This window comes from Gracilimonas sp. BCB1, from assembly GCF_040117685.2.
Lineage (GTDB): Bacteria > Bacteroidota > Rhodothermia > Balneolales > Balneolaceae > Gracilimonas.
In genome coordinates this window covers 39193-52158 of the sequence record NZ_JBEDYP020000009.1, presented here as the reverse complement: position 1 = coordinate 52158, position 12966 = coordinate 39193, and the positions used below count along the sequence as shown (strand labels likewise).

Sequence of the window (12966 nt, the reverse complement as noted above, 5' to 3'; positions counted from 1 at the left end):
AAATTTAAAATTTAGGAATTTAAAATTATGTCAGACAGAGATGCCTATATAGTCGCGGCAGCACGAACAGCTTGTGGTAAAGCTAATAAAGGATCACTGCGGTTTACAAGGCCGGATTCGATGGGAGGGGCGGTGGTAAAAGACTTGCTCGACAGGACCAAGGGCTTAGAACCTGACCAAGTGGAAGATGTAATCATGGGATGTGCCTTTCCGGAAGCTTCTCAGGGGCTAAATGTTGCCCGACAGATTGCTTTGTTGGGTGGATTGCCAGACTCAGTTCCAGGTGTTACCGTTAATCGATTTTGTTCATCAGGACTGCAAACCATATCTATGGCAGCGGAACGGATCATGGCCGGTGGTGCCGATGTGATTATTGCCGGAGGTGTGGAATCCATGAGCTTGGTTCCGATGGGAGGAATGTCGGTTCAACCCAATCCTGAGCTGGTTGATAATAAACCCGGAGTGTATGTGAGTATGGGTATCACGGCTGAGAATGTAGCCGATAAATACGAAGTAAGCCGGGAAGATCAGGATAGATTTGCATACCAAAGTCATCAGCGGGCGATAAAAGCCTGGGAGGATGGTAAATTTGACAGCCAAATCACTCCTGTAGAGGTTCAGGAAAAGATAGTCACGGCTGAAGGAGAAGTAGTAGAAGAATTATTCACTTTTAAAAAGGATGAAGGCCCCAGAAAAGATACTTCGGTTGAAGCATTGTCAGGATTACGGCCTGTTTTTAAAAATGGAGGGAGTGTAACGGCCGGTAACTCATCACAAATGAATGATGCTGCAGCCGGTGTTGTGGTGATGAGTGGAGAGATGGTTGAGAAGCTTGGCCTGGAACCCATGGCCAGATACGTTGGATTTCAGGTTGCCGGTGTAGCCCCGGAAATCATGGGCATTGGCCCGATTGAAGCTGTTCCAAAAGTGTTGAACAAAACCGGATTGAAGCTATCTGATATTGACTTGATTGAACTGAATGAAGCCTTTGCATCACAGTCTCTGGCGGTAATTCGTAAGCTTGGGTTAGATCAGGAAATAACGAACGTAAATGGAGGTGCCATTGCCATGGGGCACCCGCTTGGTTGTACCGGGGCTAAGCTCACTACTCAAATTCTCTACGAGATGAAGGAACGCAATTCAAAATATGGGTTGGTAACTATGTGTATAGGTGGTGGAATGGGCGCTGCCGCAATTTTTGAAAATCTTTAATTAAGGACGATCAATGACAAACGACAACCGACGGTTATCGGTAGTCCATTGTCTATGGTCGCTCGACAAACAGGAAAATATGTTCAAAGAAGACACACTATCAGGACAAACAATCTTAATTACAGGCGGGGGCAGTGGCTTGGGGCTTTCTATGGCTAAGGGTTTTGCCCGTTGTGGAGCAGATATCGCCATCTGTGGGCGAACGGAAAAGAAGCTGGAAAAAGCTGTCGAAGAGATAGAAAAAGAGAGGGAGGGGACTGTTGCCCGACATTATCAATGCGATGTAAGAGATTATGATGTCGTAACAACGATGTTTGAACAAATCATAGATGATTTCGGCTCTGTTACGGGTTTAGTGAACAACGCAGCAGGGAATTTTCTATCAGCTTCAGAGGATCTGTCGCCCGGAGGGTTTAAGGCGGTTGTAGATATCGTGCTACACGGGAGCTTTAACTGTACACATGTGTTCGGTAATTACCTTATTGATAATAAAAAGAGGGGAATGTTCTAAACATGGTAACCACATATGCTGAGGGAACAGGGTGTGGGTTCGTATTGCCATCGGCCTGCGGAAAGGCAGGTGTATTAGCTATGACTCGTTCTCTCGCCTTTGAATGGGCGACCTATGGGATTAGATTAAATGCTATTGCTCCTGGTCCTTTCCCCACGGAAGGTGCATGGTCAAGATTGGTACCTAAAAAAGTACTGGAGAAGAATTTCAAAAATAAGATTCCTGCAAAACAGATATGGCGAGCATGAAGAGCTCGCCAATCTAGCAATTTTTCTTATGTCCGATCTGGCTCCATATATAACCGGAGAATGTGTGGTTATTGATGGAGGAGAAAGGCTTCAGGCCGGTCAGTTTAACTTTGTGGACGGGTTAATGTCGCGCAGTAAACTGAAAAAATTGTTCAAAGCAATGAAGCCTTAATTATTGATATAGCCTTATCAGGATAAGGCGATACCTAATGCGAGTACGGTAACTATTAGTGCATAATAGAACCGTTTTACATTTTTATCGGGTTTATGAAGCCCAAAAATGTTTTTAAAAATGTAATAATCAAATCCCAGTTTATAATATTTCTCGTATAACTTAGCTCTCATAATAGCACCTCCTCTTTTTTTTTGGTGCGGTTATTTGTTGTTTAATTTTCTTTCAAATCAGCCAGTCTCTTTTCCAGCTGGTTTATTTTTTGTTCAATTTGTTTGATTGCAAGCTGTTGTCTGTCAGCTTTTACTACTTTACCGTCAATAACGGTTTCAACAGAAACTCGCTCCCCCTTATTAAATGTAGAGGTGGTTACGATGTCTCCGTTGATGGAGGAAAAAAGAGCCCATTTTCCGTGTGGCTTAAATGACTCGCCATGTTTCCAATACTGTCCTTCCTGAACAAGTGTACCGTCAGCATCATAAAATTTCACATTGAAAATGTTGTCTTCAGCATGTGTAAGTACACGTTGATGTTTTTCATTGACAATATTCTGCTGGGCAAATAACCCGGTAGAAAAAACAGCTACTAACAGTATGGGTAATATTTTAGTCTTCATAGATTTCCTCTTGTAATGTCCACTCCAATGTTAAGGAATTGTTAACTTAAAGTAAACGATCTGTTAACGAAAAGTTAACATTAAGTTAACATAGTGCTCAGAGGAACTGTGAGAGGCGTTTTTCTATACTTTCAATTTGCAGAGAAAGTTGATAGGCATCATAGGCAGTATAGGGTGTCTCTCTGTCCATTTGAATAGATTTTAAAAACATGAGGGCTGTTTTCTCAGCTGACTTTGCCGGATCAAAGCTTTGTTTTTCAAAAAAGAGATGGTTGCCTGAGTTAAGTCTGCCTATACGTATATCCTGAGAAGAAACATTGCATTCCAGAATTTCTTGTTTAGAAGAGGTAATACGTTTGTGAGTATTTTCGGCTGCTCCGGTATAGATTCGAATATCGGCTGTAGATCCATTATCAAACCGAATGAAAATATGAATTGCAACGGGATGTTTACCGTCAAGGTTAATGGCCTTTGCCTCTGCATGGTGAATGCCGCTATCGATCCATTTCATGCATAGTCCAAGTTCATCAATCCAGAAATGACGAAACTCTTCATCAGTACTGATGAATTGAGTATGATTGACTTCGCGGGTGATACTTAAAAAAACCGGGCGGGACATGCGGTCCATCATCCATTGTGTAGCCGGGGCAAGGGTTGGCCAGTGGGAAAATTGAACATGGACTCCAGCCTCCCTGGTGGCACGATAGATTTTTTCGAGTTTTGGGGTGTTGGTAGGCTGGCGGGAGATAAGAAAGCAATTCAACCCTAATTGTATGCCTTCCAGCAGAATATCAAGATTCTTTTCCGTTTCATCGATTAAAAGGCAGGCATCGACTTTACCGACTTCTCCAATACTCGGGCAAAGCTCTACTTCCTGAACAATCCGGTGAGGGCGTAAATGTTGTTCCCATGCTACTGCCCGTTTGGCATCTCCTACAATTCCAACTTTCATAAGCAATTCATCCCCATTTAGTTGGGTTTCAAGATGCTAATGAGAGGGGAATTTTACAACAAGGCAGAATTTGGGGTGTGTAAGTGGCTAATCTATGATAAATAGCTTTAGTCGGGCATTACAATGGCAAGAATAAAATAAGCCAAAACAGCCGTTCCAAAACTGGAAACCAGAATAATGGCAAAAATAATACGGATGAGTGTTGGATCCCATCCGAGATACTCAGCAAAACCTCCGCAAACGCCGGCAAGCATTTTGTCTGTTCTTGATTTTCTTAATTTAGCTGGCATGTTGATGTAGTTAGTTTGATTATAATCTAACCTTTCAGTACGCCATCTGAAAAAAGATGTTTCAAAAAAGTCCAAATAAAAAAAAGCGGAGCCATTAGCCCCGCTAATCTACTATGTTTAAGATTTTTGAAGTTATGCTGTATTCTACCCCTCGTTACTTTCTACCTCTGATTTTTTAACGGGTGGAGGTGGAGTTGAAAACTCTGAATTTTCTAACCTGAAATTGATAGATAAAGCATATTGAACGCGAACGAGTCTGCCTCTTTGAACGCCTGGTACAAACTCAGCATCTTGGATAACCCGCAAAGCTTCCTCATCAGCGCCCCCACCAATGCCACGAACAACCTGGGCATTTTCTACATTTCCTTGTTCATTTACAATGAATTGAACGGTTACGCGACCTTCAATACCTGCTTTACGAGCGGCTTCTGGGTACTCCACTTTAGATTGTAATGCAGCCATCCCTCCTTTAAGTTTCGGCATTTCTTCAACTACAAAAAAGTAGTCTTCTTTTTTAGAGGCTTCGCTATCATGAACTGAGATATACTCATCTAATGGGGTGTTAGCGGATGCGACTCCGTGAGAAAAGCCTGTGGTTTTCTTTGGAGAATGTTGTACCCATACCGAAGTTTTGTCAATCCCGGTAAGAATTGGGATGCTTGATGTAATGCTGACATCCATTTCATTGATGGTAAAATTCAGTTCTGAACCATCAATATTGCCGGCATTGATTCCACCATCAAAACGAGCAGGAGATATTTTAAATACTCCGTACTCTTTTGCATTTAGGAAAAAGGCACTGAGTCCGGTTGAAGCAGCCCCGGCCTCACCCTCCATATTAACAACTTCTTTTCCATTGATAGTCATATTAATATTTCTGAATTCGTAAGAGGCTTTTTCAAGCTCTTCAGGTGATGCCATTTCCGGCCCTCTTAAATCAGAGCAGGCAATGGGCAGGGTAATCCCCAAAATCATCAGGAAGAGAAAGAAGATGCTTTGCCGAAAAGATGCTTTATGTAGTTTGTGATATTTCATGGTCTTAATACGTTTTTTGAGTGTTGAATTTTTGACTGCCATACTCACCGAGAGTTTTCCAACACCGGTGCTGAGTGGCACTAATTCATACAAGAGATTGGCATAAGACTTAATGGAGAAATCGGATTTGGAAAGGACCTCCTGATCGCAACTTATTTCGCGATAGGTGTCGATCTCCTGGTTGCCGTATCGGATTAACGGGTGAAACCAAAACAGAGATTCGATCATGGACAACGCCAGCTGCAGCAAATAATCACCCCGTTTAATGTGGATGAGCTCATGCTGCAGGGCCATGTCCAGTTTTTCCGGTTCATGTTGCAGAATTTTTGGAAGGACAATCACCGGTTGCTTCCATCCAAATGTGAATGGAACCAACGGATGATCATGAAATACTAATTTTACCGGTGTGTTAATGGCCGGGTTAGCTTCATGAGGGACTTCCTGCAATTCCGTAAGACTTAAATTTTTGTACAGAGATTTCAGTGCCACATAGTTACTGATTAATCTTCCTATCATGAAGATTGAAATCAGGCTGATTAACAGGGTAGCGGCACCTATAAAAAAGGAGGGTTCCTGCCATTGTATTGCAGAAATTTCAACAGAAGAGGGATTGGCACCAGGTACTATCTCAATAGGATTTTGAACCACAAAAAAAGCGGTCTCCAGGCTTGATGAAGAAAACCATTTGGGAATTTTACTCATTATAGCAGCAATAGCGATACCCAACGGAAGGGATAGGATGGCTGCTGTTCTCAGGTGATAATGGAACAGCGGGTTTAGCTTTTCCCGGGATTTCAGAAGTAAAAAAGCAAGTGCACAACAAATGGTCCATATCATGATGGGGAACCAAAAAGTATCCAGGCTTACATTTCCAATTAGTTTGATAAGTTCGGTGAGTTCATACATGTTACTTATCCTCCATATTGTCAATCATGTCACGGAGTTCTCTTAATTCCTTCTCGCTAATGTTTTCTCTCTTAACCAGCGTCTGTACCAGGGCAGAGGTTGATCCCTTAAAAACTTTGTCAATCATTCCGGATACCAGGCTCGACTGCACCTCTTCCGGTTTTTTGCGGGCGCTATATACATAGGTCACGCCGTCTTTGCGGTACTTTAAATATCCTTTGTCGTTTAAATTCTTCATGATGGTCATGACGGTGGTATAAGCTACTTTTCGTTCCTTCAGGATTTCTTCCTGCACCTGAGCAACGGTAGCTTCCCCCATTTCCCACACGTGGTGCAGGATTTCCATTTCCGATTCTCCAAGGGGTGTCAATGATTTTCTCATACGTCTAAGTCTGAATTAGTTAATACTAATATAATAGTATTAAGTTAAAGTTCAAGATTTAATTTCTAATCAGGTATCGAGATGGTCCGTGATTTCTTCGGTGTTCTGTAGAATGAACAGTTTATTATGCCCAAAGCTTTTGAAGAACCCGATGGCGTCATCCCGCTGATTGATTAATAACACTTTTTTTTCTGCCTTGATTGCAAGTGCTATTTCTGAAGCCGTTCCCGGGCCGATACCAATCCCAATTATAATATCAGCGGTCAGCACATTGATATTATTCCGGGCACTTCCCATTCCTGTTTTGATTGGGATCTCCACAAAATCAGATAGATCCTTTCCATCTTCTGAAGGCAGGATACCAATGGTAGTTCCACCGCCTGATTTGGATCCTTTCATAGCGGCTTCCATCACTCCGGAGGCCCTGCCACCGGTTAACACATAAAAGCCTTTCTCTGCTACTATTTCTCCAATCTTAAACGCTGCTTTGAGGTCATTTTCGGTTGCTCCCGAGCCGGGGCCCATAATCCCAATAATCTTTTTCTTTTCCATGGTGGATGATACTCGAAAGCGGGATAAGATTCGAGTAAGGAACGTTTCGGCAGCAAGAACTCATTTCTTTGGCATGAGCAGAACTTATTTATCACACATCGATTCTTCCATAGAAAAAGTAAATCCCGGAAACTACCGGAAAGCTGTATTCATTCTGCATGATCAGCTGAATCTGGATGCATGGCCCAGTTGGATTCGGGAAGAAAAACCGCTCCTCATATTTATAGAGTCAGCCGAAAAAGGAAATTCGCTGCCCTATCACAAGAAAAAACTGATTTATCTGCTGAGCAGTATGCGACATTTTGCACTTGAGTGTGCAGAAGATGGCTTTCCCGTTCTTTATCACACAACGGAAGAACATTATGACGATGCTTTGCAGGAAATTCTTTCAGAAAACAAAGACCTCGGGCTGACCTTTATGACTCCTTCCGAATGGGACTCCAGAGAGCGGCTTCGTGAGGTAAAAGATTCATTCGAAAAGCGAGTGGAAGAAATTCCCAACAACTTCTTTTTGGCGGATGCCGAGGAGTATAAAGAGAAAGTTGCCGGTGGCTGGGTGATGGAGTATTTCTATCGGGAAATGAGGCGGAAAACCGGTTACCTGATGAACGGTGATCAACCCGAGGGTGGCGAATGGAATTACGATGAAGAAAACCGTGAGAAGCTTCCGAAAAATCATCCGATACCAAAGATTGCAGAAACGGAAGTGGATGAAGTAACACAGGAAGTAATCGATATGGTGGAAGAATGGTTTCCGGATCACTTCGGAGAAAGCAATAATTTCACCTATGCGGTAACCCGACGGCAGGCATTATATCGGTTAAATGAATTCATCGATGAGCGGCTGGATGAATTCGGTCCTTATGAAGATGCGATGGCCCAGGGCGAATACGATCTGTTTCATTCCCACTTGTCCTTATATATGAACAACGGACTCATTCTTCCCAAAGAAGCCTGCGATAAAGCGGAAGAAGCTTATGAGAATGGAAGTGCCCGTTTGAATTCGGTAGAGGGTTTTATCCGGCAGATTATCGGCTGGAGGGAATATGTGCGGATTTACTATGAAGGAATGATGCCGGAGGTCAGGGAGGCCAATCACTTTGACTTCACCAACAAGCTCCCGGAAATGTACTGGTCGGGCGAGACCAAAATGAACTGCATGAATGAATGCCTGAAGCCGGTTATCAAAAAAGGGTATTCGCATCACATTCCGCGGCTGATGGTACTCAGTAACTTTAGTAACCTCACCGAAACGGATCCGCGGGAATTGAACCGGTGGTTTCATCTCGCCTATGTGGATGCCTATGAATGGGTAGTCTTGCCCAATGTGCTTGGGATGTCCACTTTTGCGGATGGAGGAGTACTGGCATCCAAGCCGTACGTGAGCAGCGGGAACTACATCAACAAAATGAGCGATTACTGCAAGCATTGTGAATATAAAATCAGTAAGAAAACCGGTGAGGAAGCCTGTCCATTTAACTATCTCTACTGGAATTTTATCGATAAGCAGCGCGATACCTTCACCGAAAACGGCCGGGCTAACTTTATGGTGAATATGTTTGATAAACGGGACGAGGAGGACAAAAAGGCGATTTGGGAAAGTTCAGAGAAGTTCCTGAATGAATTAAATCGATCTTAATTTTTGTATTTATTAGCGAGTTTTTGCTTATTCCATAACACACTAATAAACGGGGTTTTATGGAAAAAGAAACCAAGCTCTTGATCGGGGCAATACTATTTGGGGCTATTGCCTTTTTTATACCGCTTTATTTTGGCAAAGCCTGGCTGGCGCTCTTCAATGTTTTACTGATTGGTATTCTGTTTTTAGGAAGACTTGTAAGTCGGAGTAAAGAAATATTCGAATCAAATACTGCCTATCGGATTGTATATGGATTGGTAATTCTCATCGTCCTATTTAATGCCATCTCTTTTGCTCATGATTATGGAAGGCGGGATTTTCAAAAAAATATTCTTCTTGAAATCAGGAAGACTATAGATACCGGAATTACCAAAGCTGATGTACATGAAAAACTGATTTACGTTTTGGGACAATATCATCAAAACGATAGAGAGTCGGTTGTGGAAACTTTTCGGGACCAGATGTCGGATAATTTGGGAGATGATGGAATTTTTCTGGCGGATTTTGATCTCAGAAAAGCCGGCAAGATAGACTCAGGTTGGGGTGTAAAAAAAGATGATAGTGATCAAATCAATCACTTTTATACCATAGATGAAGAGAAGGATGAAGTGATAGTGCGGGTAGTAGCCGAAGTATCATTAGGTGAAGATCCTGAATATCAAAACTTTGATGGACAGACGGGGAAGTTTGAAATGATGTTTACGCTTAATGAAGAGGGGGTACGCTATGAAGTTCTCAATTAGAAGATTTAATGAATGGCTGATTGTGGTTCTGTTTGCGATACTTGTGCCCGTTTTATTTTCATTTGTACGTGGAGGAGATTCTTTACTGCCTTATAATTGGCACTATATTTTTAATCCTCACCCATCAACTGTTTTGATTGGTTTAGCTGCGGTAGATGCCATTGAAATGTTTGGGGGAGGTAAACCGGCAGGCTTTTCGATAATCTGGGAGACCGCATCCATGTACCTGAATGTGGTGCTGTACTTAATGATAGGTCCTTATTTACTTCTAATGGGATATCGTAAGGCTATACTAAATGAGAACCGATCTAAACCCTGGTATTGGTACATCGGGGCTGTAATTTGCATAGGGTCATTATCTGTCATCCCCACAGAACTTTTAAAGCAAAAGGTGTTTTCGAATACAAAAGAAAGTGCAGCCGAAAGTCGTACCAAGGATCTTATGAGAGCAGAGCTGGCAGAAGTGGGTTTTGCCACGGCTCAGCACGAAATTCTTCAGGATGGGGTTGATGAGTCATTCCAGGTAGAAGACCTGAACATGGAAGGACTGAAATTTCAGCATGAAGTGGAAAGTGTGCAATCTGATACCCTCATAACATTGGTGGCATCCACACCGGAGCAGCCCGACTATCAGGTTACCATGGAAGTGAGGCCATATAACCGGAGCGTATTGAAACAACGGAATTAGTTGACCTTCAATTTGGTTTGCCGAAGCAGAAAGCAAACCGATTATGAAAAACATCAACAGCTACCGAAAATTTAAGCGCAACGACAAAGAAGTGAACCCGGAGGGAGAATACATCCTGTACTGGATGCAGATCAACCGCCGGTTTCATTATAACTATGCCCTGGAATATGCCGTGGCCCTTGCCAATAAGTATGAGAAACCGCTCTTAATTTACGAAGGTCTGAATGTGGACTATCCCTGGGCTTCCGACCGGATGCATACGTTTATGATGCAGGGAATGAAGGAAAACCTTGACTATGCAAGGCAGAAAGATCTCAACTACTTCAGCTACCTGGAGCCGGAACCCAAAGCCGGAAAAGGTCTTTTTTACGAGCTGGCAGATAATGCCGCTGCCATTGTTTCGGACGAATATCCTGTCTTTATCATCCGAACTCACAATGAGAACGTAGCTGAAAAAGTGGATGTGCCTTACATTACCATTGACTCTAACGGAATAATTCCGCTGGGCGTCACGGATAAAGATCCGTATTCAGCTTATCTGTTCCGCAAGGTAATGCAGGAGTATTTTCTGGAAGCTTATACGCATCCCCCCAAGAAAAACCCGATCGATGATTTGGAGATTCAGGAAAGAGTGGAGCTCCCAAATACTTTTCTGAAGAATTATCCCCCCGCAGATGAGAAACTGGAAAATATTGAGCAAACGATATCAGATTTATCTATCGACCATTCGGTTAAACCGTCTGATTTAACCGGAACCCGCAAGGCTGCTTTAGGAAAATTAGGGCATTTCGTAGCACATAATCTCCATCAGTATGATGAGAAGCGAAACGACCCGGATGCGAAAGCTTCCAGTGGATTAAGTCCGTGGCTACACTTTGGGAAAATCAGCGAATATGAAATTGTGAAAGCGGTGCTGGATCATCAGCCGGAGGACTGGGACCTGGATTCCATCACTCCTAACAACGGGAAGAATTCCGGCTTTTTTAATGGCGATCCGAATGTAGAAGCATTTCTGGATGAAGTAATCACCTGGCGGGAAGTGGGTTTTCATTTTGCTCATCACCGCCCGGATTATGATCAGTTTGAAAGCCTGCCCGACTGGGTGAAGAAAACAACCCGAAAGCATGAAAGTGACGAACGCGAATGGATTTACACCCTGGAAGAATTTGAGCAATCCCAGACGCACGATGAAATCTGGAATGCAGCCCAAACCGAGCTCCGTGAAACAGGGGTGATGCATAACTACCTGCGTATGCTCTGGGGGAAGAAAATCATCGAATGGACGCCCGACTACCGCACGGCTCTGGATTACATGATCGAGCTGAACAATAAATATGCCCTTGATGGAAGAGATCCCAACAGCTATTCCGGGATTTTCTGGTGCTTTGGTCGCTTTGACCGAGCCTGGCAGGAACGCCCTATCTTCGGTAAGCTCCGGTATATGACCAGCGACTCCACCCGCAAAAAAGTGAAGCTTCAGCAGTATTTAGATAAATTTGGAAACCAGAAATCGTTGTTGTAGAAGGAGAAATCAGGAATGAGAACTCAGAATACTGACTCCTGAATTTTGAACACTTCTTTCCTTTAAAACACATATCTTACACATACTTCTTTAATTCATCTCGTACTTCATCCATGGATCTCTTCGAAGAAAAAAAATCCGGTGGTTTTCAATCTTCTTCCCCAAAAGAAAATCCGCAGTTTAGCGAGCCTTTAGCTACACGGATGCGTCCGCAGTCGCTGGATGAGTTTGCCGGGCAGGAGCATTTGGTTGGTGAAGGGAAGATGCTGCAGCGGATGATTGATACCGGCATTATTGGTTCATTGATTTTTTACGGACCGCCCAGTTCAGGAAAAACAACGCTGGCTCATGTAATCTCCCGGGAAATCAAAGCCCAGTTTGAAGTGATCAATGCCGTGCTGGATGGAATCAAAGAGCTGCGTAATGTGGTGGATAAAGCCGAAAAGCTGCGAAAGCTGAACGGGAAGAAGACGATTCTGTTTGTGGACGAGATTCATCGGTGGAACAAAGCTCAGCAGGATGCACTGCTTCCCCATCTGGAGTCAGGAATTATTACTTTGGTTGGTGCAACAACGGAAAACCCATTCTACTCGCTGGTTAATCCTTTGCTTTCCAGGTGCCAGTTATTTGAACTACACCCATTGACAACCAAAGATGTCCGGCTAATGTTAAACCGTGCCCTCCAGGATGAAGAGCGTGGTCTTGGGGATAAAGAAATTGAAGTCGCAGAAGATGCTTACGATCATTTGGCAGAAATGGCAGGTGGAGACATTCGAAATGCTCTCAATGCTTTAGAAGTGGCCGTTCTCTCCAGTACTCCCGATGAAGGTGGAAAGATTCACATAAGCCTTGAAGTAGCTAAAGAAAGCATCCAGCGAAGAAATGTGCGCTACGACCGTACCGGTGACGAGCATTACCATTATGCCTCTGCCTTTATCAAATCCATGCGCGGTTCTGATCCAGACGCGGCCTTATACTGGATGAATGCCATGCTGGAAGGCGGAGATGATCCGAATTTCATATTCCGGCGTATGTTTATTTTTGCCAGTGAGGATGTGGGGCTCGCCGAGCCAAATGCTATTACCATTGTCAATTCCTGCCAGGAGGCGTTTATGAAATGCGGAATGCCCGAGGGAATGTATTTTCTTTCTCACGCATGTTTGTATTTGAGTCAGTGCCCGAAGAGCAACAGTACCAAGGCTATTTTTGAAGTAAACCGGGAGATCATCGAACGAGGAGTTAAGGACATTCCACCCTATCTAAAGGACAAAACGGCCAATAAGAAAGGGGCAAAATATCTGGGCGTTGAGAATGCTTCCGAGAACTATAAATACCCGCACAGCCATCCTAATAACTGGGTAGATCAACAATACCTGCCGGATGAACTGAAAGACAAGAAATGGTACGAGGCGGGCACCCAGGGAAGGGAAGCCTTATTGTGGAAGAAATGGCAGGAAATCAAAAACCAGGGAGAATGATTTTAAATGAAACGTAGAGA

The 12966-nt window shown here is 43.4% G+C and carries 13 protein-coding genes and 1 pseudogene; 7 read left to right on the top strand and 7 right to left on the bottom strand.

What is annotated here, in order from left to right:
- Positions 1 to 27: 27 nt before the first annotated feature.
- Positions 28 to 1212: a thiolase family protein gene (locus tag ABFW99_RS04375; RefSeq protein ID WP_440707432.1), complete on the top strand. Its 1185-nt coding sequence runs from the start codon at positions 28 to 30 to the stop codon at positions 1210 to 1212.
- A 79-nt stretch (positions 1213 to 1291) separates the two neighbouring features.
- Positions 1292 to 2143 (top strand): annotated as a pseudogene (locus ABFW99_RS04370) (SDR family oxidoreductase).
- 17 nt (positions 2144 to 2160) lie between these two features.
- On the opposite strand, the gene ABFW99_RS04365 reads toward ABFW99_RS04370, so the two are convergent.
- The 7 genes from ABFW99_RS04365 to ABFW99_RS04335 all read right to left on the bottom strand — a co-directional run bounded on the left by ABFW99_RS04365 (position 2161) and on the right by ABFW99_RS04335 (position 6876).
- Positions 2161 to 2316: a hypothetical protein gene (locus ABFW99_RS04365; protein ID WP_349353235.1), complete on the bottom strand. Its 156-nt coding sequence runs from the start codon at positions 2314 to 2316 to the stop codon at positions 2161 to 2163.
- 41 nt (positions 2317 to 2357) lie between these two features.
- Positions 2358 to 2759 (bottom strand): hypothetical protein, encoded by a 402-nt coding sequence (locus tag ABFW99_RS04360; RefSeq protein ID WP_349353236.1) that lies wholly within the window; start codon positions 2757 to 2759, stop codon positions 2358 to 2360.
- 97 nt (positions 2760 to 2856) lie between these two features.
- On the bottom strand, positions 2857 to 3711 hold the full coding sequence (locus ABFW99_RS04355; protein WP_349353237.1) for a hypothetical protein: 855 nt from the start codon (positions 3709 to 3711) through the stop codon (positions 2857 to 2859).
- 107 nt (positions 3712 to 3818) lie between these two features.
- A complete protein-coding gene (locus ABFW99_RS04350) occupies positions 3819 to 4001 on the bottom strand; it encodes a PspC domain-containing protein (RefSeq protein WP_349353238.1) in 183 nt (60 codons plus the stop codon).
- A 144-nt stretch (positions 4002 to 4145) separates the two neighbouring features.
- Positions 4146 to 5942 (bottom strand): M56 family metallopeptidase, encoded by a 1797-nt coding sequence (locus ABFW99_RS04345; protein ID WP_349353239.1) that lies wholly within the window; start codon positions 5940 to 5942, stop codon positions 4146 to 4148.
- A gap of 1 nt (position 5943) precedes the next feature.
- Positions 5944 to 6324, bottom strand: coding sequence for a BlaI/MecI/CopY family transcriptional regulator (locus tag ABFW99_RS04340; protein ID WP_349353240.1), 381 nt, complete (start codon positions 6322 to 6324; stop codon positions 5944 to 5946).
- A 69-nt stretch (positions 6325 to 6393) separates the two neighbouring features.
- Positions 6394 to 6876, bottom strand: coding sequence for a cytochrome (locus ABFW99_RS04335; RefSeq protein ID WP_349353241.1), 483 nt, complete (start codon positions 6874 to 6876; stop codon positions 6394 to 6396).
- Between the two features lie 73 nt (positions 6877 to 6949).
- On the opposite strand from ABFW99_RS04335, the gene ABFW99_RS04330 reads away from it, so the two are divergent.
- The 5 genes from ABFW99_RS04330 to ABFW99_RS04310 all read left to right on the top strand — a co-directional run bounded on the left by ABFW99_RS04330 (position 6950) and on the right by ABFW99_RS04310 (position 12946).
- A complete protein-coding gene (locus ABFW99_RS04330; RefSeq protein ID WP_349353242.1) occupies positions 6950 to 8515 on the top strand; it encodes a cryptochrome/photolyase family protein in 1566 nt (521 codons plus the stop codon).
- A 59-nt stretch (positions 8516 to 8574) separates the two neighbouring features.
- Positions 8575 to 9258, top strand: coding sequence for a hypothetical protein (locus ABFW99_RS04325; RefSeq protein ID WP_349353243.1), 684 nt, complete (start codon positions 8575 to 8577; stop codon positions 9256 to 9258).
- Positions 9242 to 9946, top strand: a complete 705-nt coding sequence (locus ABFW99_RS04320) for a hypothetical protein (protein ID WP_349353244.1) — start codon at positions 9242 to 9244, stop codon at positions 9944 to 9946. The genes ABFW99_RS04325 and ABFW99_RS04320 overlap by 17 nt, the downstream gene beginning before the upstream one ends.
- A 43-nt stretch (positions 9947 to 9989) precedes the next feature.
- Positions 9990 to 11468: a hypothetical protein gene (locus ABFW99_RS04315; protein ID WP_349353245.1), complete on the top strand. Its 1479-nt coding sequence runs from the start codon at positions 9990 to 9992 to the stop codon at positions 11466 to 11468.
- A 113-nt stretch (positions 11469 to 11581) separates the two neighbouring features.
- On the top strand, positions 11582 to 12946 hold the full coding sequence (locus tag ABFW99_RS04310) for a replication-associated recombination protein A (RefSeq protein WP_349353246.1): 1365 nt from the start codon (positions 11582 to 11584) through the stop codon (positions 12944 to 12946).
- The last annotated feature ends 20 nt before the right edge of the window (positions 12947 to 12966 follow it).